General features: G+C 40.3%; 23 protein-coding genes. 12 read left to right on the top strand and 11 right to left on the bottom strand.

The window, feature by feature from the left end; genetic code table 11:
• Nucleotides 1-31: 31 nt before the first annotated feature.
• A complete protein-coding gene (locus K5Q58_RS06590; protein WP_220753162.1) occupies nucleotides 32-427 on the top strand; it encodes a YgiW/YdeI family stress tolerance OB fold protein in 396 nt (131 codons plus the stop codon).
• 116 nt (nucleotides 428-543) lie between these two features.
• On the opposite strand, the gene K5Q58_RS06585 is transcribed toward K5Q58_RS06590, so the two are convergent.
• Entirely contained in the window at nucleotides 544-1,578 is a 1,035-nt protein-coding gene (locus K5Q58_RS06585) for a putative porin (protein ID WP_220753161.1), read from the bottom strand.
• A gap of 289 nt (nucleotides 1,579-1,867) precedes the next feature.
• On the opposite strand from K5Q58_RS06585, the gene K5Q58_RS06580 reads away from it, so the two are divergent.
• Nucleotides 1,868-2,542 (top strand): Crp/Fnr family transcriptional regulator, encoded by a 675-nt coding sequence (locus K5Q58_RS06580; protein ID WP_220753160.1) that lies wholly within the window; start codon nucleotides 1,868-1,870, stop codon nucleotides 2,540-2,542.
• A 79-nt stretch (nucleotides 2,543-2,621) separates the two neighbouring features.
• On the opposite strand, the gene tsgA is transcribed toward K5Q58_RS06580, so the two are convergent.
• Together tsgA and deoD are read right to left on the bottom strand one after the other, a co-directional pair.
• Nucleotides 2,622-3,794 (bottom strand): MFS transporter TsgA, encoded by a 1,173-nt coding sequence (tsgA, locus tag K5Q58_RS06575; protein WP_220753159.1) that lies wholly within the window; start codon nucleotides 3,792-3,794, stop codon nucleotides 2,622-2,624.
• 39 nt (nucleotides 3,795-3,833) lie between these two features.
• Nucleotides 3,834-4,538 carry a purine-nucleoside phosphorylase gene (deoD, locus tag K5Q58_RS06570; protein WP_055024784.1) on the bottom strand — a complete coding sequence of 235 codons (705 nt, stop codon included), beginning with the start codon at nucleotides 4,536-4,538 and terminating at the stop codon, nucleotides 3,834-3,836.
• Nucleotides 4,539-4,700: 162 nt separating this feature from the next.
• Between deoD and K5Q58_RS06565 the strand changes: the two genes are divergently transcribed.
• The 3 genes from K5Q58_RS06565 (at nucleotide 4,701) to K5Q58_RS06555 (ending at nucleotide 7,433) form a co-directional block, all read left to right on the top strand.
• Nucleotides 4,701-5,231 carry an NUDIX hydrolase gene (locus tag K5Q58_RS06565; RefSeq protein WP_211031131.1) on the top strand — a complete coding sequence of 177 codons (531 nt, stop codon included), beginning with the start codon at nucleotides 4,701-4,703 and terminating at the stop codon, nucleotides 5,229-5,231.
• Nucleotides 5,232-5,434: 203 nt separating this feature from the next.
• A complete protein-coding gene (locus tag K5Q58_RS06560; RefSeq protein WP_220753158.1) occupies nucleotides 5,435-5,932 on the top strand; it encodes a type II secretion system protein in 498 nt (165 codons plus the stop codon).
• 304 nt (nucleotides 5,933-6,236) lie between these two features.
• Nucleotides 6,237-7,433, top strand: a complete 1,197-nt coding sequence (locus K5Q58_RS06555; protein WP_055024782.1) for an alginate export family protein — start codon at nucleotides 6,237-6,239, stop codon at nucleotides 7,431-7,433.
• 105 nt (nucleotides 7,434-7,538) lie between these two features.
• On the opposite strand, the gene pdxY is transcribed toward K5Q58_RS06555, so the two are convergent.
• The 4 genes from pdxY to K5Q58_RS06535 all read right to left on the bottom strand — a co-directional run bounded on the left by pdxY (nucleotide 7,539) and on the right by K5Q58_RS06535 (nucleotide 13,474).
• Nucleotides 7,539-8,393, bottom strand: coding sequence for a pyridoxal kinase PdxY (gene pdxY, locus K5Q58_RS06550; RefSeq protein WP_220753157.1), 855 nt, complete (start codon nucleotides 8,391-8,393; stop codon nucleotides 7,539-7,541).
• 345 nt (nucleotides 8,394-8,738) lie between these two features.
• Nucleotides 8,739-10,355, bottom strand: coding sequence for a bifunctional aspartate transaminase/aspartate 4-decarboxylase (locus K5Q58_RS06545; protein WP_220753156.1), 1,617 nt, complete (start codon nucleotides 10,353-10,355; stop codon nucleotides 8,739-8,741).
• A gap of 105 nt (nucleotides 10,356-10,460) precedes the next feature.
• Nucleotides 10,461-12,164 (bottom strand): aspartate-alanine antiporter, encoded by a 1,704-nt coding sequence (gene aspT / locus K5Q58_RS06540; RefSeq protein WP_220753155.1) that lies wholly within the window; start codon nucleotides 12,162-12,164, stop codon nucleotides 10,461-10,463.
• Between the two features lie 422 nt (nucleotides 12,165-12,586).
• A complete protein-coding gene (locus K5Q58_RS06535; RefSeq protein WP_220753154.1) occupies nucleotides 12,587-13,474 on the bottom strand; it encodes a LysR family transcriptional regulator in 888 nt (295 codons plus the stop codon).
• A gap of 404 nt (nucleotides 13,475-13,878) precedes the next feature.
• On the opposite strand from K5Q58_RS06535, the gene K5Q58_RS06530 reads away from it, so the two are divergent.
• The 5 genes from K5Q58_RS06530 to K5Q58_RS06510 all read left to right on the top strand — a co-directional run bounded on the left by K5Q58_RS06530 (nucleotide 13,879) and on the right by K5Q58_RS06510 (nucleotide 18,675).
• Complete coding sequence (locus K5Q58_RS06530; protein WP_055024777.1) at nucleotides 13,879-14,082, top strand: DUF1656 domain-containing protein; 204 nt, start codon at nucleotides 13,879-13,881, stop codon at nucleotides 14,080-14,082.
• A 24-nt stretch (nucleotides 14,083-14,106) separates the two neighbouring features.
• Entirely contained in the window at nucleotides 14,107-14,970 is an 864-nt protein-coding gene (locus K5Q58_RS06525) for an HlyD family secretion protein (protein ID WP_055024776.1), read from the top strand.
• Between the two features lie 83 nt (nucleotides 14,971-15,053).
• Entirely contained in the window at nucleotides 15,054-16,556 is a 1,503-nt protein-coding gene (locus tag K5Q58_RS06520; protein ID WP_220753153.1) for an FUSC family protein, read from the top strand.
• A gap of 331 nt (nucleotides 16,557-16,887) precedes the next feature.
• Entirely contained in the window at nucleotides 16,888-17,838 is a 951-nt protein-coding gene (locus K5Q58_RS06515; RefSeq protein ID WP_220753152.1) for a hypothetical protein, read from the top strand.
• 267 nt (nucleotides 17,839-18,105) lie between these two features.
• Entirely contained in the window at nucleotides 18,106-18,675 is a 570-nt protein-coding gene (locus K5Q58_RS06510; RefSeq protein WP_220753151.1) for a hypothetical protein, read from the top strand.
• Between the two features lie 31 nt (nucleotides 18,676-18,706).
• On the opposite strand, the gene K5Q58_RS06505 is transcribed toward K5Q58_RS06510, so the two are convergent.
• A complete protein-coding gene (locus K5Q58_RS06505; RefSeq protein WP_220753150.1) occupies nucleotides 18,707-19,654 on the bottom strand; it encodes a LysR family transcriptional regulator in 948 nt (315 codons plus the stop codon).
• A 172-nt stretch (nucleotides 19,655-19,826) separates the two neighbouring features.
• On the opposite strand from K5Q58_RS06505, the gene K5Q58_RS06500 reads away from it, so the two are divergent.
• Complete coding sequence (locus tag K5Q58_RS06500) at nucleotides 19,827-20,042, top strand: hypothetical protein (protein ID WP_220753149.1); 216 nt, start codon at nucleotides 19,827-19,829, stop codon at nucleotides 20,040-20,042.
• Nucleotides 20,036-20,998 (top strand): sodium-dependent bicarbonate transport family permease, encoded by a 963-nt coding sequence (locus K5Q58_RS06495; protein ID WP_220753148.1) that lies wholly within the window; start codon nucleotides 20,036-20,038, stop codon nucleotides 20,996-20,998. Before K5Q58_RS06500 ends, K5Q58_RS06495 begins: the two co-directional genes overlap by 7 nt.
• Before the next feature lie 32 nt (nucleotides 20,999-21,030).
• Here the strand turns inward: K5Q58_RS06495 and K5Q58_RS06490 are convergent, their stop codons facing one another.
• From K5Q58_RS06490 to K5Q58_RS06480, 3 genes are read right to left on the bottom strand one after another with little or no spacing between them, the layout of a single operon-like run.
• The gene (locus tag K5Q58_RS06490) at nucleotides 21,031-23,100 is read right to left on the bottom strand and encodes a bifunctional diguanylate cyclase/phosphodiesterase (protein ID WP_220753147.1); all 2,070 of its coding nucleotides are present in this window, start codon (nucleotides 23,098-23,100) and stop codon (nucleotides 21,031-21,033) included.
• A gap of 4 nt (nucleotides 23,101-23,104) precedes the next feature.
• Complete coding sequence (locus K5Q58_RS06485) at nucleotides 23,105-23,644, bottom strand: YfiR family protein (RefSeq protein WP_220753146.1); 540 nt, start codon at nucleotides 23,642-23,644, stop codon at nucleotides 23,105-23,107.
• 8 nt (nucleotides 23,645-23,652) lie between these two features.
• Nucleotides 23,653-25,686, bottom strand: a complete 2,034-nt coding sequence (locus K5Q58_RS06480) for a TonB-dependent siderophore receptor (protein WP_220753214.1) — start codon at nucleotides 25,684-25,686, stop codon at nucleotides 23,653-23,655.
• Between the last annotated feature and the right edge of the window lie 157 nt (nucleotides 25,687-25,843).

Genomic DNA, 25,843 nt, shown 5'->3' with positions numbered 1-25,843 from the left:
TATCAAACGTCATCTATCTTGAGGTCATAAAATGAAAAAAATATTAGTCTGTGGCGTGTTATTCGCATCAACTACAGCCATTGCTAGTCAGCCAGAAGCTTATACTGATACGGCGCTGATTAAACCAGCGGTTAAGCAAGCTGGTGGCTTTACTGGTCCTAGCCGTGGAGAAGTCTATACTGCGGCAAATGCGCTTGAAGCAAAAGATGATACACCAGCAGTTTTAACGGGTTATATTGTTGAGTCTTTAGGTGATGAGGAATATCGATTTAAAGATGAAAGTGGCGAGATCATTGTTGAAATTGATAACGATGATTGGAGAGGAATTAGTGCTACTCCAGATACCAAATTAACCTTGCTAGGTGAAATTGATACTGAATGGACATCGACGTCTATGGATGTCGATGTGGTGAGTCTAGCGGATTAATCATCTCAATCCAGTTTTGTGAGTAAGAGTATTTCGTACTTTAAAGTGAACCTCATTAAATCATCTAGCAGTGTGCTAAAACACGCTGCTAGATGCTTTGATATATAACTTATTGATTAAAAACGCGCGTTCATTTCTATACCAAGAAGTAACCCATCTTGAGCGCCGCCATCATCATTTAACAATTTACTGGCGCTAAATTTAGCAGAAAAATGGGCTGATATCTGCCACCAGTAAGCAGTATTAAGACCATAATTATTGACACTCTCAGAGAGTTCGATTGTTTCACCTTCAGGGGTGAAACTGCTGCTATTAAATTGCTTTATATCAATATCTTGCCAAGCATATTGCGCGCCTATTGACCACGACTTATTGATGTAAAAATCAGCGGCTAGATAAATGTGGTTGAATGTATTATCAATGTCAGTGGTGAAGTAGCGTTCTGGCATAAATCCATCTTGCGCGAGTCGATAATAATAATATTGACTCGCATCGGTGTACTGCCAACGTGCAAACAAATTCACCCCATTAATTGACTCCATTGGGATATAACTTTGAGTTTCTATGCCGAAGGTATCGGATTGGTTATCAAAATTAGCTGCTAATAAGCCGATTTGGAAATTCTGACCACTGCCACTTGTGTGTTGATAACTATCTGATCCACTTTGGTTTTGGTAAAAAATGGAGATTTGCGAGCTTTCGTTTAAGTAATAACCTAGCTTAAGACCATAAAGTGACTCGTCGTAATTATATGGCCAAGCAGTGGAGTCATCGTCATCATTGATTTGCTGATAATTTGCGCCAATGAACCAGTTTGATTCAAAAACATAAGTGCCATCGACTTGATAACTGCTGGATTCGGCTAGATCTGATTTTAGGTAGTTTACGCCGAAGTTTGAAGATTGAGCCAAGAAGGTATTTAGGGCCCAAGGACCTATTTCAGTACTGACGGCATCAAAATAATAACGATAACTGGCAAATAGATAAGCGTTGTCGCTGTTGTCTGTATCAGTGATATATGAAGCACTAGTATCGTGATGAAAACTGTTATTAGCTGATGCTAGCGTATCATTAGCTTGAGCAGAAAAAGCCACAAAGCTAATAGCAATCGCAGCGGTCAGTTTGAGTGGCTGAGAGTGGCATCGTTTCATATTTTACATCCTTGTCTGTTTACTGATTTAAATAACAACTTCAGCTGTTACTGTTTGGCAACACTTGTGTGAAAATGTATCAATTATTGTTATTTATCAATGGTTTATGTTTTATTTAATTTATATAAAAGTGTGAGCGATGTAAAGACTGAAGTGATGAGGCTTGAATTGTGTGGTTTCGTTTATTAGCGAATTTAAGCTATTTATTGGCTTTGAATGGCAGTGAGATTACGTAAGCTATCAATTAGCCGTTATAATCGAGAGAAAATGAGCTTATATAGACGTTGATATGCAATTAAAACCGCTTGCGAAGGGAAGGTTTCGAGATCAGTGGCAGCAGCATCATGATTCGATTGAGAAGATCATGAGGCAATGTATTACAGAAACGAAAACCGTAGAGCGTCACTATAAATTAATGGAGCAAGGTCAGCAGGTGAATGAGCTGATTTATGTTCCAAGTGGCAGAATTTCTATGGGGTATACCGCCAGAAATGGTCGTAGTTTCCAACTAGGTACCATGACATGTGATTCGCAAATATTTGGCGAAATGGAGTTTTTTACTCAATATCTTTGTCAGTTGGATATTATTGCTGAAGAACCATTATCTATATCAATTATTAATGGCGATAAGTTACATGAGGCATTAGTTAAAACCCCACAGTTTGCATTATTTTTTGCCAGTGCAATTGCAATAGACTACCAAGATACCGTGGATATTTTGACTCGAAGAATGTTGTATCCCATTGCTTACAATATTGCCTACGATTTATATCATCAGTACCTGCATGACCAGCCCGTTGAAGGATTTAATCGGTGTTACTTAGAGGCCGAGCGCTTTGCTACCACTGACAGAGTATATCGAAGAGCAGTTAAAAAGCTGGAAGATTTAGCACTGATCAAGCGTGAAAAAGAAGGCATTATTATTCAAGACTTAGCTGGACTGAAAGCTTTTATAGAACAATAAAATGATTACATTAACGGTTTATATAAAAGCCTCTGTATCATTTTGATATCAGAGGCTTTTTTAATAATTTATTTTCCGTTTATGCTGTAGCTTTAGTCGCTAATGACGCTTGTTGGCGACGAGAAGCAATTAACATCATAATAATTAATGCGTAAATGACAGGGATAGCATACATCACAGTTTGCAGGCCAATGATACTTTCAAACATTGAACTAATCGCTGGGCTGAACATTGCGCCAGCACTACCACTGATTAAGATATAAGACACATTTTTGCTACTTGCTTGTTTGACGAATGATACGCCGTAAGCAATGAAAGCATTATACAGCGCCGCACAAGCAAAACCGTAGCCATAGGTTAAGTAGCCAATCCACTCTAAGTTAGTTGTCGTTACAATTAAGCTGGTAATGACTAACGCGAGGGAGATCATTCCCATAATAAAGTGCTGAATTTTAACTCGCGATACAATGGCTGTTGAGACTAACGCACCGATTAATGCTGCTGACCAGTACTGAGTAATAATATTGCCAGCTTCTTCAAATGGGATAGTAAATTTTTGCGACACAAATGTCGGTGCCCAAGTGAGGAAGGTATAGAGGCTCAGCATGCCCAGAAACAAGCCTACACCACCACTAATGATGCCAAGGTTCCATTCTGACTTTTCTTCAGCTTCATCGGTTGCAGATGTAGACTCACAGAGGTCAAAATTGGTTAGCAGCGCAATAGCAGCTGTAGCGAGTGCAACGATACCCACAGCTAAATAACTGTAACTCCAAGAGAGTGCATTGGTTAGGGCGTATGTGGTTATCATTGGGAAGATGACACCTGCAACATTGAAGGTGGCATCTTGTACTACAAGCATGGTGCTTTGAATTTTATCTTTCCAGACTGATACCACAATGGTGCCCGCGATACATAGCCCAACACCTCCACACAAACCAATGACTGTCATGGCAATCATGACAACGGATAGTGAACTGGTGAAATGCAGCGCTGCAGCACTTAATGCGATAGATACGTAACTGATCAGTGTGATGCGTTTGACGCCGATTTTTTCAATCAAAAAGAAAGCGGCGATGGTACCTGCTAATGCGCCGCCATTGAGTAATGAAAAAATAGAAGCTACTTCATTGATGTTAGCGGAAAACTTATTGGCAATTGGCTCGATTAGCATGCCAAATTGCGTAGCAAAACCTGCCATCACAAAGTTGGCTAAGAAACTGAGCAGAGTTAAGGATATTTTATTTTTCATAATTGGTGCCCTTTATGCTGTAACAACCCTAATGTTGTTTTATTGACTTGCTGTTTCTAATGCCAGCTTTATCATTTGGTTAAAGGTTAATTGTCTTGCTTCGGCGGTGGTTTCTTCGCCCGTTAAGCAGTGGTCTGATACTGTCAAAATCGCTAATGATTCAATTCCGTGTTGATGAGCTAACCCGTAAAGGCCTGCGACCTCCATATCGATGCCTAATACACCAAAACGTTCAAGTGCTGGGATCATATCTTCGTCTGGATCGTAATACAGATCGCCAGTGAAAATATTGCCCACCTTAACGTTAATCTGTTCTTGTTGAGCAATAGTGTAGGCTTTGTTTAATAGGCTGAACGTTGCCGATGTAGCCATTTGATAACCACTACTTCGTTTAGCGTTGGTTGGTGAGTCGGTGCCTGCTGCTTGGGCTAAAATGACGTCGTTAATTTTTACATCATGTTGCGTCGCACCTAAACTGCCTACTCGAATAATGCGCTTTACGCCAAAGTCATTTACTAATTCATGGGCATACAGCACCATCGACGGGATCCCCATCCCGTGTCCCATGACTGAAATTCTTTGGCCGTTATAAAAACCGGTATAACCCAACATGTTTCGAATGTTGGTCACTTCGACTGCATTGTCTAAGAAGGTTTCTGCAATGTATTTAGCGCGTAGCGGATCGCCCGGCATAATAATGGTTTCGGCAAAATCACCCAGTTTGCCATTGATGTGTGCGGTCATTGTATTTCCCCTTTTTTTAATTAACTCGATAATAAGTGGCGAGAACTTAAGCTGTGAGGACAAAAGTCCGCATAGATTGAAAGAGCAGCAAAAACTATCAGTGGATCACAAAATTGGCGTATGATGCGCCTTTTCAATTATTGTGATTCTCGTTACTTGCTTATGCGCCATTTAAAAACCACTCATCATCCCGATACCCCCATTGAATTTGTGAACGATACAAATAACGTCATGCTAACTCGACGAGCTGCAAGGGCGATTGTGCTGCAAGGTCAGAAAATACTGATGTTGTATACCGCCCGTTATCATGATTACTCATTGCCAGGCGGTGGTGTTGATGATCACGAAGATATTGAGCAAGGCTTAGTCCGTGAGTTGAGTGAGGAAACTGGCGCGCGTGATATTCGAAATATTAACGAGTTTGGTTTATATGAAGAGTACCGCCCTTGGGCTAGGAATGGGGCAAACCTCATGCATATGCTGTCTTATTGTTATACCTGTGAAATAGATCAAGAGTTAGGTGATACCCAATTTGAGCAGCATGAAATTAATAATGGCATGAAGCCTGTTTGGATGGACATTGATCAAGCCATTCAACATAACCTTGATACGATGGCCAATAGTGACAAGAAAGGCTTATCCATTGAGCGTGAGACCTTTTTGCTGAAGTTAATTCAACAAGAGCTACTGTAATACGCTGGATGTTTGATGGCTTAAAAGTACGACTTGTGTAACAAAAGCGTAATTCTACCAACAATTTAAAACCTTTTTGTTACGTATGTAGTGGTTGAGTTTACGGACTTCATATATGCTGCGGCTATTATTAATCTTATTGATTTTGATAGGGTTTGGCTTGTTTTAAACCTATTGAAATATCATATTATTTGAGAAGTATTATGAGAAGCAGTTATTCACAACGTGGCTTTACGTTAATAGAACTTGTGGTCGTCATTATTATTTTAGGTGTGTTAGCTGTTGTGGCTGCACCTAAGTTTTTAAATCTGAAAACAGACGCAGTGACTGCCAACTTACAAAGCTTACAAGCGAGTTTACAATCGGCGAATTCACTGGTTTATTCAAAAGCGGCTATCGACTCGCAAACGAGTCTAGAGTCAGGTGAAGTTGAGGTTAACGGCGTAAAAATCGCAACGACAGTTGGCTACATTAGTGCGACTAAAGTGAATATACCTAAAGCTGTAGAAGGGGACTTTGCTGAGTTAGCCAGTCCAGCGGAAGCATTTACTCAAGATTGGGGGATCTATGATGTACCCAACTCTGGTGTGTACATTTTCCCACAAGGATACGATATCAATAGTAATTGTAACTTACGCTATAGCGTGACAGCGAATGCTGCAGAGCCTGCGTTTTATGATTTAACCGTTACGGGTTGTTAACTTCATCGAAAATGATAAAGCCTGAAATTTTTATTTCAGGCTTTTTTTTGGCTGTTTATATGCGGATTACATATTTTGTTAGCATAAAGCTAAAATCGATATTGGTTATTTAGCAAATCATACATGAGGTATCACTGAAAATACCTATTTCGAGGTATGCTAAATTAGTATTAGTTAATGATCTTGCTCACAATTATTGATACGTAATTGTAGTCTTTTTGTAACATTGTTTTAGATCAATATTTATAGTTTATTTCACCTATATAACATCACTCGAGATGATGAAATATAAGGATTACAATAAATGAAATTAACTACCCTCACATTAGCTGTTCTTGCCGGATTAGCGACATCTGCAGCTTACGCTGAATCAGAAAGCGTCGATCCATTAAAAAAAGCTTTTATCGATGACTCTTCAGTGAATGTGCAGTTTAGACTTCGCTATGAAGATGTCGATGTGGCGAATGTTGACCAGCAAAATCAAACCACATTACGTACTCGTTTAACTTATCAAACCGGTGATATTTATAATCTATTTGCTTTAGCAGAAGTTGACGATGTGCGTTCAACCGATAATGAACCTTTAATTGGTGATTACAAATATACTCAAATAAACCAAGGCTTTATTGGTTACAAAGGGCCTGCTGAAACCTTAGCTAAATTAGGCCGTCAACGCATTTTATTAGATAATCAGCGTTTTGTTGGTGGGGTTGGCTTCCGTCAAAATGAACAAACTTACGATGCGGTATCTGTTAAAAATACGGCGATTGAAAACCTCACTGCCTATTATGCGTATGTGGCCAATGTGAATCGTATTTTCCCAGAAGGCTCAGGTAAAGAAGAACACGAGAACGAAACCAGCTTAATCAATATCAATTACAAAGGACTCGAGTTTGTTAATTTAAGTGGTTACGGCTATTTGATTGATAATACAGATGTTGCTGCATTCTCAACTGATACCTTTGGTGTTCGTGCAACGGGTAATATTAAGTTAGATGCACTGAAAGTGAGCTATGAAGCTGAATATGCTCAGCAGTCTGAAGGCGGTGATAACCCAGTAAGTTACAGTGCTGATTATTACAAATTAGGTGCCGGTATTGATTTTGATGCTTTTGGCGCAAAAATTGGCTACGAAGTACTTGGTTCTGACAGCGGCAAAGCTGGCTTTATTACACCATTAGCAACATTACATGCCTTTAACGGTTGGACTGATAAGTTTTTATTTGGCGGTAAAGGTAACTGGGATAATGGTTTAGTTGATACCCATGTGATTGTAACGGGTAAAATTGCCGGCCTTAAACTTTTGGCTAAATACCACCAGTTTGAGTCAGATTATGGTGATATCGATATGGGTACTGAGTGGGGCGTTGCTGCTACATACCCATTTGCGAAGCATTATAGCCTAGGCGTTAAATATGCAAGTTTCAGTGGTGCTGACGAAGGTTATGATTTCTCAAATGATACCGATAAATTATGGCTGACATTCCAAGCTAACTACTAAGTTGTAAACATCTAACCAACGGCAGTTTAGGTGAGCTGTCGTTGTTGACGCTCCCCCACCTAGTTTGCAGGAATCGATTAGATTCCTGCTTTTTTATGCCATTACTTATACCGCTTTAGCGCGAAACTTCTCGCTCGGATTAACTAATTCATTTTGCGCAGCAATGGTTTGCAGTTCCCATTCTTGTCTTTGGTGAGTCTCTTTTAATACGCCGTAACAGGCATTAGTTGCATGCTCAAATGCATCGACTTCGCTCATGCCATTTAATAATCCACCAGTGAATAAAGCGGAGATTAAGTCACCGACACCAACAGGTTGTTTATCAAATTCAAGTTGTGGGCGCTGGGTAATATAACAACCTGATTCAGTGGCGAGCATCATGGTAAAAGTGTCATCAGCAACAGAGTGCAGGTGTTTTACCAACACCATTTTAGGCCCCATCGATAACGCTTTTTGACAAGCCGCTTTGGCTTGCTCAAGGTTGTTGATTTCCATTTTGGTAAACTGAGTTAACTCAAATTGATTCGGCACAATCACATCTGCAATCGGCATCACTTCATTTATCAATTGCTCGGTAATACCATCTGCGAGAATGCAGCCCTTTTCAGGATCGCCCATCACAGGATCGCACACATAAAGTGCAGTAGGATTTTGCTGTTTGACAGTATTGACCGTGTTAATAATAGCTTGGCATTGTTCTGCGCTACCTTGGTAGCCTGATAATACCGCCTGACAGTCTGCTATTTTGCCTATATTGTCGATACCAGTGACTAGCTGATTGATATCATCTGCTGAAAAAGCGCGGCCTTTCCAGCCTTGTGAGTATTGGGTGTGATTTGAAAATTGTACGGTATGAATAGGCCAGACTTCCATTCCCATGCGTTGCAGCGGAAATACTGCAGAGCTATTGCCAGCATGGCCAAATACCACATGAGATTGAATTGAAATAATGCCTTTCATTTATGACCTACTTTTATTGAGTTGTTTGATGCAGTTATCGCTTGAATCGAGCTTAATACAAAGCCTGATGTGCTGACTGAGCTATGAGCTTTTTACGTGTTATAAGTTTTAGCTTTTAAGATGCTAATTCATCGTTAGCTTATAGTCGCTTAGTATGGATATATCAATAATAGACATAGTAGTCTGTGATCTTGAAGTGTTTAAGCTACACATAAACCACAACTTAAGCGCTGAGTGCATGGCAAAACCTGCATGAATAAACGTAATAAAACGCCAATCTTATGATTGGCGTTTATCGTCATGCTAATAGATTAACTTATTAAATCAATTAAGCTATTAAATCAATTAAGCTTGGGCGGCTTGGTACTCAGTGAAGTAGTCATCTAAAACTGAGCGAGTTTCACGGCCAATTAACTCATATTCATAGTGAGTTAAATTAGCTAGAGAAACACGTACAGATGGATGAACAACATCAAAGCCTTTACCTGGTAGTAAAATCACGCCAGTTTTATGGGCTAAACGGAATAGGAAGTCTTTACCTTTACCGTGTTCTTTAAACCAGGTGACAAACGCGTCACCATAAAGCTTGCCACCTAAAGTATCTAGCTCAAGTAAGGTGTAGTAATCAACACGATCTTCGTTGTCTTCAACTTCAACACCCATGTTTTTATAGAGTGTGATGTAACGTTCACGAATAATACGTTTACAAGCCGCTTTGTAGTTATCTTCTAAGTCCATTAAACAGTTTAGAGAGAATAACGCCATTTGCACTTGCTGTGGTAATGCTAAACCCGCAGTGTGGTTTAGTGCTACCGCGCGGCTATCTGCAACGATACGGTCGATAAATTTAATGCTACGTGGATCGGGCGTGATTGTTTTGTAACGGTTATCCAACTCTAGTTGATGTGCTTCAGGTAAGGCGCGCATAGCATCATCAAATACATTGCTGTGATGAATACCAATCGTACCTAAACGCCAGCCGGTTGCACCAAAGTATTTTGAGAATGAGTAAACACATAAAGTGTTGTATGGCAGTTTGGCAAACAAAGACACAAAGTTGTCGGCAAAAGTGCTATATACGTCATCAGTAATGATGAATAAGTCGCTACGTTGGGTGCTTACAAAGTCAGTTAAACGGTTAAGTGTATCGTTTGAAAACTTAACCGATGCTGGGTTAGCAGGGTTAACAACACATAATAGTTTGATGTCTGTATCCGCTAATTTTTCAATTTCTGATTGTGGTAACTGCCAAGTGGTTTCGTCTAGACGGATCTCAACAATTTCAAGGTCGTACTCAGCTAGCTCTGGGATCTCTAAGTAAGGCGTAAAGATTGGCGTGATTAACGCGATTTTATCGCCTTTCTTAAGTAAGCCATTGTTAGCCATTGTCGCAAAAGTATAGGTCATTGATGCTGTGCCACCTTCGGTAGCAAACAGGTCAAAGTTAGTGGTCATTGGCATATCGCCATACATTTCTTCACCGATGTACTGTTTTACGACTTTCTCGATGTTGGTTAGCATGCGTGAAGGGACAGGGTAGTTACAGGCTAAAAATGCGTTTACAAATTCGTGTAAGAAAGACTGCTTTTCAATGCCTAAACGATCTTTTGCGTAGCTGATGGCTTTTTGTAAAAACTCAACGCCTTCTTTGCCTTGATTCGCTTTCGCAAACGTATCGAAACGTTCAACAACGCCTTCGCCATCAGGGATACCACCAAAGCCTTCATTTAAGTAAGAATAGCTGCGCTCTGATTCTTCTAATGCAAAGTCACCTAAGCGCAAAAATGCTTTACGTGGCAGGGTTGCTAGGAAGTTTGGGTTACCACGACCTGCATCTAATAAGGTGCGATCAGGTACTGTTTGTGCCACTTCAATCAACTTATCTTTTAGCTCAAATGGGCTTAAGTTAGCGAATTGGGTGAAGTCGATAGCCATTGCTGTATCAGTGTGTTGGTTATTCATAATGTTTACCTGTTTATATTTAATAAAATTAATGTGTTGGCGAGTAAGTTGAGTTGAACTCACTCGCCGAATTCATGCTATTTAGTAGAAATTAATGAGTAGAAACTATTGAGTTGAAATGATGCCGACAATGATTGGGCCCCAAAGGGTGAGCAATACATTGGCAATGGCATAGGTCACGGTGAAAGCAAAAACCGGTGTTGCGTTACCTGCTTTTTCAAGTAAGGCTGCGAATGCTGGGTTTGCGCTTCGGCCACCAGATACACAAGCTAATGCTTCAATTGGGTTCTTAATTTTCAACACGTAGTAAGAAATAAAGAATGAAATGATTTGCGGAATAATGGTTACCGCCATACCCAAGAACAATAAAGTTAATCCATGTTCTTTAATGGTATTAATGGCTTCTGGCCCCGCTTGTAGGCCGACAATACCGACAAAGACTGCTAAACCAAAATCACGTAAGAAGTTAGACGCACCTAAAGGTAGAGAGCCTATTGCTGGTTTACGACTACGTAACCAACCCACGAATAAACCTGAGATTAAACAACCTGCACCAGAACCGATGGTGACCGGAATGCCAGCAATTTCGAAGCTGATTAGGCCAATTAACAGGCCTGCAACCATACCTAGACCAAAGAAAATAAAGTCTGTAGCAAATGCTGAACCCAAACGTTTACCGATAGATTTTTCAACACGGTTAATGTCTTTTGCGTTACCAGTTAGTTGGATGATGTCGTCTTTCGCTACGACGAAATCAGCACTGATAATTTGTGAATGACCACCACGGATAATATCGGTGATATACACACCACGGTATGTATCTGCATTGGCTTGTGCTTTTATTTGCGCAATTGTTTTACCGACCAATTTGGCATCTTTAGCAATCAGTTGACGATTTTCTTCGATTAACACTGTGCCTGTCGGAATAGCGACTTCACTAGTGGCTGCACCCATATGACCCGCAATCGCCTCACGGCGACCCGTAACAATCACTATGTCACCGGCCTTGATTGAAACCGCTTTGTCGAGCTCTATGTCGCTGCCATCTCGAGCAATCATTTCGATAGCAATAGCAAGCATGTCTTTATTGATTTGCTGAATCGTTCTGCCTATAAATGGATTATTCTCATCAACTTTATAAGCACGTGAAACTAAATCAGTGATGGCGTTAAACTCACCTGGTGCCAGTTCAGGTTTACCCCCTGACATTGATTCAGCTAGTTTGATTGCTTCACCACGGATATCCCATTTCATAAAGGTAGGAATTAACCATGACACCATCAAAATTGGACCTAAAGAACCAAAAATGTAGGTAACGGCATAACCGACAGCCACATTGGTTTGCATCATTTGTTTGGCTTCTTCAGTGACATTACCTAACTGAGATATTGCATCACCAGCAGTACCAATGATGGCTGATTGAGTGAGACCACCTGCAGCAAGACCTGCGGCGGTGCCACTATCAAGATCAAACATCATTGCTGCAGCAAGTACACACAATAAGCCTGTTACAGTCATGACAACTGCTGATAGGAGGATATTAATGGTTCTAAAGTTGAGCGCACTGAAAAATTGTGGCCCGCCTTGATAACCGACGGCGTAGATAAATAACGCGAAAAAGATGGTTTTTACACCAGGATCTATTTGAACTCCGAATTGGCCAATTAGTACACCCATGATCAAGGTTCCTGCCACACCACCTAGCACAAAGCGGCCGATAGTGATTTTACCAATGAGGTAACCTAGAGCGAGTGTTATAAATAAAGCGATATAAGGAGATATGGCAAATAGTTGTTCGATAATGCTCATAGTATTTGCTGCCTTAAAAAATAATAGTTCTTTAGTGAATGTTCACTGATTTAGTTGAAACTCAAACCAATTCACCGAAGAACTGAACTTGTAAGTGAGGGGGCGTGGTTTCGGCAGCAATGTTAGGGGGATAAATTAAACATGTTTAATCTTATATGAAGGATCAAATCCTCTATAAATTGTTGGTAAATTTGATGAACAACTGGAAGTGATTTTTAAGCTAATGATTATAAGAGATAAAGTGTCTAACCTTGGTAAGGTCGCCGAAAGTGATTTTTTAGAGTTTTTACTCAAATGTATCCATTAAGAGATATAAAAAAAGGTAGATAAATATTGAAGATGACGAAAATAGAGTGGATTTAGAAAAAAAAATCGCAGCTTATCCAAGAATAAGCGGCTGCTAGAAAATGATGCTGAAAAGCTTAACCTTGATAATTAGCGAATACTTTAACGATATTCTTTTTAATCGGTGCTACTTGTTTTGAGTGTGGGGACCACATTGCAATCGGGACGTTCAAATGGTCTTGAATCTCATCGCATTCAAAGGTCACGAGGTTCTCTTTAAAAAGTTGAGAGTTGATGACTGAACTCGGTAACACTGCCCAGCCAATATTCTGCTGCACAAATTTTATTACCAATGCCATTTGATCTATAGCTTCATAATCGGCTGATAAAACCACTTTTTCTTCCATGTCGTCATCAATCATCGACTTGAGCACTAGCTGTCGTGATGATTTCATCACAGATAAGGCTTTACTCTTTGGGGTTGTTGCTAAGGGGTGTTCTTTACCAGCATAGAGAAGAAACTGTAAATTTTTTAAAAACGTAAAGTCGATGCTATTAACGATTTTACTGCTATAAACGTTGACTATCGCAACATGGATAGTCCCATTTTCAATGCCTTTCTTAATTTCCGGTTTGGTTCGTACAACAAAGTGGACTTTCATATTCGGAAATTCAACATCAAGACTTTTACGTATTTCAGCTAATATCCCTTGGGGTAAAAAACTGCAATACGCAATAGTGATAGATTCAAGCCCACCATAAGATAAACTCAAGGCGACTTTATCAAAGGTCAGTGCTTGTTGAACTGTGGTTTTAGCGTATTGATAAAGTAACTCACCATCTTCAGTGGCTTCAACACTTCTACCAATTCGATGAAATAATTCTACTGCAACCTGATCTTCAAGATTAGTAATGACTTGTCCAATGGTGGTTCGATGTTTTTCAAGTTTGGCAGCAGCTTTACTAAAGGAGCGCAGCTCATATACTGCAACGAATGCGCGTAACTGCTCTAAGCTAAAATTCATTGGTTATTGGCTCCTATATCAATTAAGTACGCAAGTTTACGCAGCACTAGTTTTACGAGATTAAACACAAAGTTAATTAAGTTTTTACTCATCATTTCAGTGTAATCAAGCTTGAGACTAAATGATACCATTTGTCTATCACTATGCTGTGAACGGACTATTCTTTATCGGTTTGTGAACAGAGTGGGCGCGGTGTTAAGCAGCTTGTTTAGAGACTGTGTTACATCAGATTACGCATCCCTCACTAATAAGCGGCAGAAGGTAATGTTTAGCTTGAAGGGTCAAGTCCTCCCAAAGCGATTACGACGATGTCCCATAATCCCATAAAATAATGCCATTAATGAGTGAAATGACATTGTGTCCTCCGTTTTGCTCTTTCGTATATAACCTTATTGGTGACTCAGATGCCTCATGAATTTGCTATTGGAGAAGTGTATTTTCCGCCCCTGCTCATTACTGTGATGTTGGCTTATTTTATAACCGTCGCGTTGGTGTTTATTGCAAACAAACTCGGTTGGCAAAGAGTGATCGTTATGCCTGCTTTAGTCGAGCTTTGTCTGGTGGCGATTATCACCGTGTTATTAAGCAGATTTATTGCATTTACCTAATTCATCAGATTTTTGGAGTTTGTTATGTTTCGTATAATTACTACGCTGGTGATGGTTGCGATTGCTGCCGTTGCAGTGTTAAGCCAATACCAAGATTACAGTGCTAATCCGTGGACTCGAGATGGTCAGGTAAGAGCTCATATTATTCAGATAACCCCGAGAGTGACGGGACCTGTGACTCAGGTATTAGTGGAAGATAATAGCCAAGTAAAGAAAGGGCAATTGCTGTTTGAGATTGATCCTAGCCTTTACCGTGCAGAGTTAAGCAATGCTAAAGCAAAACAGTTGCAGGCTATGGCTTTATTAGATAAAGCTAAAAATGAGAATCACCGGGCTATGGCGCTTGAAAGTCGTAAGCACGGAACGGTTTCAGAACTTGATTTAAATAACTTTCAAAATGCTGTGCAAACCGCACAGGCTAATTTGGCCGCTGCAGATGCTGTTGTAGAACAGGCAGAACTCAATATGGCCTATACCCATGTCACAGCACCTACCGATGGCTTTATTACTAACCTTAATTTAAGACAGGGCGCCCAGGTTGTGGCAAACAATCCTGTTGTAGCCTTGATTGATCAAAATAGTTTTTGGATTGAAGGCTTCTTTAAAGAAACGGATTTACAAGGCGTCAATATTGGAGACAAGGCTCAAGTCACCTTAATGATGAATCCAAATAGCCCTATTAATGCTCAAGTAGAAAGTATTGGGTACGGTATCGCCAAATCAGATGGCAGCACGGGTAATACATTATTACCAAACGTGAACCCTAACTTTCAGTGGATCCGTCTCGCGCAGCGCATTCCTGTCAAAGTGCATCTAGAGCAAGTGCCTGAGAGTGTGCAACTGCGAGTGGGGACAACGGCATCTGTACAAATATATACCGGCGTTTAATTTCTGGTTAACCGAACCGTTTATATCGGTGAGTTGAGCTGCATGAGTTGGTTGTGATACTCACTGAAATTGGGGATAAAAAAATGTTAAGTCGCGCAATGAAAGAAGCGATTAAGGTTTCGTTAGCCTTTACCAGCGCAATTGTACTGGCAATATTTTTTGGCTGGGACAAACCCTATTGGGCGGCCATCACAGTCGTGACCTTAGCGTCAAATGAATCATTTAGCCACTCCATTAAAGCTGCGCATAACCGTATTTTAGGTACACTTGTTGGTGCCAGTATGGCGATTGGTTTGGTTGCTTTTTTTGCTCAAGATCGATTCCTGTTTATTGGTAGTTTTATACTACTGGCTGGCATATTTACTGCGATGTCTTATGACCGTAAGAATGGTTACTTTTTCAGAATCGCATTTATTGTCTGTGCATTAATAAGCTTTATGGGCAGCTTTGATGATGCAATATCAGTCAAGATTATCTTTTTAAGGCTACAAGAAACCATACTAGGAGTTGTTGTATTTTCATTGGTATATCAATTTTTATGGCCAATGAATTCAGAGGTAGAGTTTTACGAGCAGCAAAAAAGCACATCAAAGGGGCTACATGATTTGGTGGTGGAGTTGACCGAATGTGTCAGTGGTAAAAGAGCCTACACCCAAGAGACAGTAGCTGACTATCAAGCAAGATTATTGGCAATGTCGAATAACATTAAGTCTCACAGTTTAATTTTAGATTTACCTGCTGCAGGTAGCTATCAGCTGTCACAACAGCGTAAGCACTGGAGAAAACTGACTCTTGCTAGCGATGAAGCCATTGTTAAATTACAAGCTTGGTTAGACAAAGCGGCGCCATTAGTGAATAACACAGCGCTTCCATCTGACTCTGAACATCAACAGGGGAGCACTTTACTTAGTGAACTTGCGAATGAAGCCGTCATTATTGAACTGAATGAACAGCTAATTGAAATCAGTGACACGGTTAGTTTAATTAGAGAGGCAAGGCGTGAGCTGCACAAGTCAGCAGGCCAACTGAATCATTCTTTTGATGCAGTCGAAAAGATTAAAGTTACGAGTCATTGGCAACATGTTATTAAGCAATGGAATAATCCAACACCATTATCAATACGGCTTAAAGACTCGGCGATTGTGATGGTGTCGCTAATGGCCAGTTTTGCTTTATGGATATATTTGCCGCTGCCAAATGGTTATATGTTCCCCATGTTAGCGGCTGTATTCGCCATAAACCTTGTTACTATGCCAAAGTTCATTGTTAATCAAGCCTTGGTAGGGATGTGTGTATCAGGCACGTTAGTGCTACTACAATATACGTTCATCATGCCAGCATTGACTGAAATCTGGCAGCTTGCGGCATTCTATTTTATAAATTTACTGATTATTTGGCGGGTATGTTCAACGCCTGAATTGGCGGTTCAAAAAGTGATTGGAGCGAATTTATTAGTTGTATTAACCATGAGTGCATTGTATCTCACCCCGAGCTTCGATATTACCGCCTCACTTAATATGTTCGTACAGGTATTTTTAGCCTTAGGCGTGATTCGCTTTTTTATTGCTTGGTGCAAAGAGGGGTAAACAATTTGAAGAGTCTAGTGACTTAACAATCGCTAGGCTTATTTTGTCATTGGGCTAGAAACCCCCATAAAAGCTGACTTTTAAATGTTAATTTCAATTAATTGATTGCGTCATTAAGCTTGCGAGGATGTGATTGTTTATTGAGCTTAACTTTGCAAGGCTTAACAAAAAATCGTTTTACCTACGCTGCTTTTTTACACAGTTTACCCTCGGTTAACATTAAAGGTAATAACACTTTAATTCTCAAATTAGTCTTGTAGCATGCCAACAAATTATATTGTTCCTTCATTTTTTTCGTGAAAATGATGTGTGCTGAGTTGGGAATAACATCATGCTTATTGAGCATCAAACTGTTCGTTTACAAGTTGATAATGTACTAGTGCAGTATCATATTTTTGATACGAATGAACCTTTGATGGTGACTTTCCCCCCTAACTGCCAAGCTTTAACACAAGATCAAGTTGATGCCGATAAGCAGGCTTGGAGCTTTCAATTTTTTAGCAAGCGGAAAATGAATATTATCGCCTTTAATCATATTGGTGGGGACGATCATTATTTTGATTCTTTCATTTTTGCGCAATTTCTTCAAAAATTGTCACTCGCGCTGCAGCAATTCCCGAAAAGAATAGGCTATGGCGTGAGTAAAGGTGGATTTGCTACCGCCTTTCATGCCGACACCCTAAAGTTAGATAAAGCGTTACTGTTAATGCCGGTGAGTACCTATTGGCAGCCTTCAGCGCCTTGGGACCCTAAACTCGAGAAGCATTTTCAACTGCAAAAAGGCAATATGTCCTATCTCAATGCGAGTGAGTGCAAAACGCCTTTGACCATCATTTATGATCCTTTATACAAACCTGATGCTAATCATAAAGCCTGCTTTAAAAGCTGTATTGCCAGTTATCGATTACCTGGTGTTGGGCACCGAATAGCAAGAGCATTGGTTGATATAGGCTTATTAAAAGACATTATTCTAGCGTTCAGGGAAGGTGATATTGATTCTGCTCGTTTTTACCAAGCGGCGCGCAAGAGAAGGTATTTATCTTATTACTTTCGTTCTCTTGATAAAGTGCATGTCGGAACCGTTTCCAAAAAACGTTTAGCAATAATCTACTTACACAAGTTTTATCGATATAAAGAACAAAGTATTGATCTTGATAAAATCAAAGCTAGATTACAAGATAGTGTGTGTAAACGCCTAGATTATGCATGTTGCCTTGTACACGGGAAAAAAATACTTGCCATAAGAAATGTTGCAGCGGGGTCGGCATTGGTTTTCTGCTAACGCACTTTTACATCGATAGCATAAGAAGAAAACGAGCTTTGACTCGTTTTTTTATGCCTACAAATTGATGAATTCAAGGTCGACGCTTTTCTTATTTACTTTCTTATTTACTTTCTTTCTTCCTTCTACTCGGTATATTTTTAGTGATTGGCTGTTATTTATTTCTTGCAACGACGAAATAAATACAGTTGGCGCTTAATGGTAACTAATGTCAATTGAAATAGGTGATTATTTGTTCATCGAATACTTCGTTGAAAAGGAAATAACATGTTTACATTAACCAATAAGTCGCTAGTCCAATTTACTGGAATATTTTCGACTTTTGCTCTTGCTATAGCAATTAACTTTTCAACGGTGAACGACAGTTTTGCAGCCCAGTATGTTTTTCCTCAGCAAAACCAAACGAGTGAACAGCAGGCTGTTGATGAAACGAGTTGCAACAGCTGGGCGGTATCTCAAACTGGCTATAACCCAAGCCAACCGCATACAGTAACAGCGGCTCCACAATCTCAAGCAACACCTGATAACAGTGATTCGGCTGAACGAGGTTCTGGTATGCGCGGTGCAATGGCAGGCGCAGCGGCAGGTGCTATGATTGCTGAATTTGGGGATGATGACAGAAGTGATGCGGCGCAAAACGGTGCAGCCATTGGTGCCGTCGCTGCTAGACGTCAAAGTCGTCGCAGTAATATGCAACAAGCAGAGCAACAACAGGCGGCTGAACAACAGGCAGCGCAGCAACAAGCTCAAGTACAAGCTGCAAATGTCGAAGGTGAACAGAATTATTATCAAGCTCGCGCAGCGTGCCTAGAAGGTAAAGGCTACAGCGTGAACTAATCTATTAACTCAATCCAATTATGATCAAGGGTTATGATTCTATGCCATTACGTTGTAACTCTTGCTCCAATAACTGCCTGCCATTACTCTGAATATGTTCTAAAAATTGTTGTGCAATAACAGTTTGCCGTTTTGATTTAGACCAAACAAAAAACCATTTTGCATTTATCGGAAGCTCTTTAATTGGCAGACGAATTAAGTCATTTTGGCCGCCATATGTCAGCGTGTGAGCCGATAGAATCGAGATCCCTAACTTGGCCATCACACAATGTTTAATTGCTTCGTTACTTTCGATAGTCATCTTTACGTTTGGGTTTAGTTCATGCTCTTTAAAGAAAGCCTCAATCGCATGGCGGGTGCCTGAGCCTTTTTCTCTTATCAGAAACGGTGCTTGGCAAAGCTGTTTAAGGCTAACTTGTTTGTGTTGAGCAAGCGGGTGCGCTTGATGGGCAATGGCCACTAATGGGTTTTGTAACAGCTCAATACTGTCAGAATCACTATCAATTGGCGGATGACTAAACACATAAAAGTCATCAATACCTTGCTTTAAACGCTCAATGGTTTGTTCACGGTTACCTACATTTAATTGAATATCAATTTCAGGAAACTGCTCGCAAAAAGGGCCCAATAAATGCGGAATAAAGTATTTGGATGTAGTCACAACTGCAATACGTAATGTACCAGACTGACCTTGACGCATTTTACCCAGTGACATATCTAAACGAGCAAAACTGTCTAAGACTTCCACAGCTGTTTTGACCATTTCTAAGCCTGTCTCAGTAAAGACTAACTTTCGGTTAGTGAAACGGTAAATAGGTTCACCGACGGCTTCTGCAAGCTTTTTCATTTGAATTGAGACCGTAGGCTGAGTAAGAAATAAGGCTTTTGCGGCTTCATTAATCCCACCTTTATCATGAACAGCCAGCAGAATTTCTAATTGCCTGATGGTGCCAATGTGGGCGTGTAATCTTGATTGCATGTTAACGACTCTTAGATGAACGATTACTTTTCGATTCAATTTACTTTGTGAGCTTACTTGAAAAAACAATATAGATAATAGTCTATTTAACCTATAGGTAATATCAATTTATATCTATTTAATTCTGTTGTCATAATGCCGTCATAAATATCATTGAGCAGAGGTGAACATGATGGATAGGCAATGGGTGTTTTGTGTGGTGGTGGCAGTATTAATGATGTTGCTTGGCGCTTGGGTCGCAAAATCAGACGCTGTTGGTCTAGGATTAATAGCTGCTGGGTTAGGCTTGTTTCTATTGAGCTTTTTTACTGCGTATTTAGACCGAGTGAAGCTAAAGACACCTGATTTAGTTCAGTCTGTTATAAAGGATAAAAACGAATTATGTTAATTAACATTGGTTTTTTCCTGCTGGGTGTTTTTGCTGTCTTGTCAGGAACCAAAATCGCTTTTCCTAAAAGTTTCTATCAAGCCTTAATGCTGTTTTTAATGATTGCCATTGGCTTAAAAGGGGGCGTGGCATTGGCTGAGCACGCGTCATGGACATTGTTTACCCAGTCTTTATACATATTAGCTTTTGGCTTGATACTACCGTTTATAGCCTTTGCTATTTTGTATTATATCGGTTTGTTTGAACGTCATGACGCCGCATCAATCGCTGCACATTATGGCTCGGTGAGTGTAGGCACATATGCTGTCGCCGTAGCGTATTTAGAAAGTCAGCAAATACGCTATGAAGCTTACATCCCTTTATTTGTCGTCCTACTCGAAATGCCTGCAATTGTGGTGGGTATTATGCTGGCTAAACCGAGTTTATTTAAGCAGAAAAATTCAATAGCCCAAGAGGAAAATGATAAACACGCTAGTAAGGCCTTATTACATGAAATGTTTTTCAATCAAGGGATAGTATTGATGGTGGGCAGTTTAGTGATTGGGTTTGTGGCCGCCGATGAGATTAAATCAATTACACCAGTATTTTTTAGTTTATTTAATGGTGTGTTGGCATTGTTTTTACTGGAGATGGGCATGGTTGCAGCAAGTCGTTTAGAAGATATTAAGCGAGCTGGAAGCTTTATTTTAGCCTATAGCATGGCAATGCCGCTCATTGGCGGCGTGTTAGGTTGTGGTTTAGGTGTGTTGATGGGGCTTTCAAGTGGCGGGGCGATTTTAATTGCTGTCTTGGGGGCAAGCGCGTCATATATTGCCGTACCCGCTGCGATGCGAGTCGCATTGCCACAAGCAAATCATAGTTTATCTATTAGTGCCTCTTTGGGGATTACGTTTCCGTTTAATGTGATGATTGGGATCCCTGTGTATACCGTGATGACGCTGTGGTTTGTCAATTAACATTCCCATTACTGCGATGGCAGGGAAGCTGTTTAGTGGGATGAAATGCTGTTGCTAGATGAAACGATATCTTCACTGCCTTTTACATATAGGCGATAGAATTCTGCTTTAGTGAGCGGTTTTGAAAACATAAACCCTTGTAGATAATCACATGACAGTTGTTTTAATAACTGTTGCTGAGCAGGCGTTTCAATGCCCTCGGCGACGACTTTAACACCTATGTTATGTGCCATTGTCGTGATCGCTCTGACTAAGGCTGCGCTGCTCTCATTGGTGGTGATGTTGGTGATAAAAGAACGATCAATTTTAATGATGTCGATATCGAGTTCTTGTAAATAGGCTAACGACGAATAACCTATGCCAAAATCGTCAATAGCGACTTTGATGCCGTTGTTATTGAGTAGCTTTAATTGCTGCTTTATTGATGAGTCCGGTGTCATTAAGGTATTTTCAGTGACTTCAATGAGAAACGAGCCATGGGGTAGCTTGGACTTGTTACAGTCTAATATCCATTGGTCAATCCAGGTGCCAGAACGATCTATCTCGATAGGGGATGTATTGACACTAATTTGAATGACGTTTCCGCTGGTTTGATAAAACTCAATTGCATCGGCAATGGCTTGTTTACGCACCCAATTGCCTATGTCGACTATTAAGCCGTTTTCTTCAGCTAGAGGAATAAAATCATCGGGTTCTATTGTGCCTAGTTTAGGGTGCTGCCAGCGGATTAAGGCTTCGACTTTTTTGACTATAGAACCATTAATATCAAGGATAGGCTGATACATTAATAGAAATTGCTCTTCTTTTACAGCTTGTCTTAATTCCTCTGTTAATCGTCTTTTAGCAAGCGCTTGTTCTTCCATGGCGAACGAGAAAAACTCATAGCGATTACGTCCTTTATTTTTTGATAAATACATGGCCTGATCAGCATGTTTGACCACATCTTCTATGGTTTCCCCATCGTTTGGATAGAAGGTTAATCCGATACTGCTGGTAATATAAACCTGCTCATCTTTAATGGTGATTGGCTTCACTAAGCTGTTTTTTATGACCTCTGCAATTTCGCTAGCGCGGCGCTGATCATTGATGCCTTCAACAATTAATGTGAATTCATCGCCACCTAGGCGAGCGACAGTGTCATGGCCTCTTACACAGTTTTTCAAGCGTTTAGCTACTTGCTGTAATAGTAAGTCGCCATAGTCATGGCCAAGGGTATCGTTAATCTCTTTAAAGCCATCAAGGTCAATAAAGATTAATGCGAAAATCATATTGTCAGTGTCAATTAAGGACTGAAGTTTCTCATAAAAATAACGGCGATTAGGTAGGTCTGTTAAGCCATCTTGATAAGCATATTGGTGTAACTTTTCATTGGCGCTTTCAAGCTCTTCAGTGCGACTTTTTACTTGGCTTTCTAGGCGTTTGTCCCGTTGTTCAATGGTTTCAAGCATGTCGTTAAAGTGCGAGCTTAATTTTCCGACCTCGTCATCGGATAGCTCCTTTGCGCGTAAGCTATAGTCGTTAGAGTCAGACACTCGCTCTGCAATGGTGGCTAGATGTAAAATGGGGCTTAAAAAGCGTCGACGTAAAATTAACGATATTGAAAAACTGATCCCGAGTGCGAATATCAATAAAATAATAATAAACTGACCGTAAAACTTCACTCGGGTGTTGATGTAGCTGTCATCGGCTAATATTTGAATTTGGCCATATTCTTGTCCATCTAAGGTCAGCGCATTACTAATTTGTGTCACATTTAGCGCAGTGCTGAGTATGCTATTGGAGTCATCGGTTTCTTGGCTGACAAAAGCAATGACGTTACCTTGGTTATCGGTCACAGTCACTGAAACAATGTCACCACGAAGCAAGATAGGTGTAATTAATTCATTGATGGCATCTTGATCATCAAATAATACCGCGGCAGTAATATTAGGAGACATCATCTTAGCTAATGTACTTAGCCCATCAATTTGTTCTCGTTTTGCGCTTGTTAATTCGTAAGCACTGAACACAAAAGTGACTGTGATAACGGAGGCGAAAGACACCCCCATTAAAATCATGAGTAACTTTTTGCTGATGGTGTTCATTGAGAATAATTTAGTCATCACATCACCTTTCCAGCACGCGACCAAGTCGCAGTACTTTAGAACTCATAGTGATGCCGGATTGCTGTAATTGCTGCGGGGAGACTTCAAACCTGACTTTACCGCTAGCAATGAAAAAACGAATATGTCCGCCTGCCTCAATTAACCCCTTTGATTCGCCCACAACCATTGTGTTTTCAGCAATATAGTCTTGCTGTTTTTGCCAGCTTAACCAATCAGAAAGCGACGCAGATGAAATGAAAAGTAATTGGCATTGATTCACTTGCTCTAATTCAAATTGAATATGTCGAATAGTAATCGGACGTTTATCGACTGAGCGTTGGTTTAATACTGACTTGGCGGTTTTTGTAAATGATGCATCAGGGCTACATATGACAAATTTATCAGGACTTAATGCGCTGTCATGCCATTCACCGTAACGGGCAAAATTATATAAAAAGCCCGCTTTAAGTGCGTATTCTTGCTCAGCAGCAGCTGCACTTTGGCTAGTTAATAGCAAAAATGAGAATAGTAATACATGCAGAAGCTGAGTGATTTTATGCATTAATTCATTTAAAAATTAGCTGTGACTTTGAACAGCACGCTTTCATCTATGTAGTTGGGGATTGTGTAGGTTTCTTGTCGGTTTGCATATTCAAGATGACTACCAGCAAATAAATTCTTCCCGGTGACTGATACTCCCCAATGCTGACTTACTGCCCAATTCCAGGTTAAATCTAACAAGGTGTAGTTTTCCGTAAGGTATGCATCGCTATTTTCTACTCTGACAGTGGCAAAGATATTATGGCTGTCAAATAGGTGAACATCGGCTTTAGCAAAAATCTGTCGAGTCGTAGAGTCTCTGCCAATGGCCGGAAACGTATTTTCAGGGAGGTCGTACTCAAAGGTGTTATAGCTATAACCAAGTTCAGCGTTAAACATATCTGCAGGTACCCAAGATAAAACGATATCGCCACCTTGGGTTGTTAGGTCGGCAGTCGACACAATATCAAATTGAATTGTCGTTTGCGTTAAGGCTTGTAATGCTTGCTGTAATTGACCTGATTGAAATAGGGCAAGGGCCGGGTAAAACTGTTCAACATTAGGGTTGATATCAATAACGGCAACGTCTTCAGCCTCGGTATGATACAGCGAGACATCAAGGTTCCATGATTGCTGTGATAATCGATAACCTAACTCGTAAGATAACGATGTTTCAGCTTCAACGTCATCGTTACCGTTTAAATAGGTTTTAATATGGTATTCATCAATCGCTTCTATGCCTGTAGAAAAAGGCAAAACCTCACTGACTTTTTGACCATTAATCGCGTAATTGTCATTAAATTCAATTAAAGATGGAATACGAACGCTTTGAGATACTGCGCTCCATAGCACTTGGTTCTCTTGCGGTTTCCATAATAATCTTGCTAATGGTTGGTATTCCCAATCAGTTAAGTCATTGTGCTCGGCTCTTGTGCCGAGAACAAGGTCAAGCTCCTCTGGAATAAGAGCAAACTGAGCTTGTATAAAGCCACCATATTGCTGCAGATTATCGAACTCTTTGTCGCTATGCAGGAATAAACTGTCTTCAAAAGAAATGGTACTGTAGCGGTAATTTAAACCCCAATCGAGTTGTAATGCTTGATAAATAAAGTTCATCTGATAGTCGACATCAAATGATTCGAACTCTTCTTGTAGGTAAGTTTGCGAGCCAGATTGATTAAGCCAGGATACTTGTAGCATTTGATTCGCTGAGTCCGACATTCTGTTTTCAAGTCGCGCCATGACCCGTGAGTCTGTTCGCTCTAGTTTGTCGGTAAAAGTGATGTTTCGGTTAGTGTCATCAATCACACCACGATAATTTTGCCCCAATTTTGATTCAGTTATATCGCCTTGCACGAAACCTGACCAATGGTCGCTGGTTGAAAAATCCATCCTCCCACCAAACGAGTACTGCTGAGTGACATCATTAGGCTCTAGTACCAAGCCTTTTTCAGATGCGTCACCATCTTTTACATGACCATAAACCCGATAGCTGCCTATATCACTGATGTCATTGCCATAACGAATATTTGCATCAATATTAACTTGGCTGCCACTGGCGGCATCAGCATATAAGCCTCGTGTATCTAAACTGTTTTTGGTAATGATATTAATCACACCATTGTTGGCGTTACTGCTCCAAAGCTGTCCACCTTGGCCACGAATGACTTCAATGCGTTCAATATCATAAAGCGGTACGTTTAACGTTTCCCAGTACACCGCGGAAAACTGTGGCGTGTAAAGGCTTTGACCATCAATCATGACTAACATTTTACTGGAGAATCTTGATGCAACTCCGCGCGCTGAAATTGCCCACTGATTGTTATCAAGTTGACGTACAACTAGGCCGGGTACCATTTTTAATGCTTCTGGAATAGAGGTTGCGCCAGAGTGGGTAATTCGTTCTTTACTGAGGACATAAATTGAGGTGGCAGTGTCAAATGCGGATTGAGATCGTTTCATTGCAGATGTCACTTGAATGTCCATCGCCATCAGTGACTCTAAATCTAAATCATCGAGGGAGCCTGCGGCATAAGTCATTGGTGACAAAATCACTAGAGGCATTAAAAAAGGTAAATGTGTTCTCAATATTTCATCTCCGACAGTCTATATATGCACGAATTACTTCATGGCGCATTGTGTGCGGCTGTTACATTTTACTTTATCATGTTGAGAAAATGTTAGTGATCTCGTCTGGTGAAATTATTTCATTTTGCGATGT

The sequence above is a fragment of the Shewanella sp. KT0246 genome (assembly GCF_019654955.1).
In the GTDB taxonomy this organism is placed as follows: Bacteria; Pseudomonadota; Gammaproteobacteria; order Enterobacterales; family Shewanellaceae; genus Shewanella; species Shewanella goraebulensis.
The sequence above is the reverse complement of the archived record's forward strand: the minus strand, read 5'-3'. Positions and strand labels throughout refer to the sequence as shown.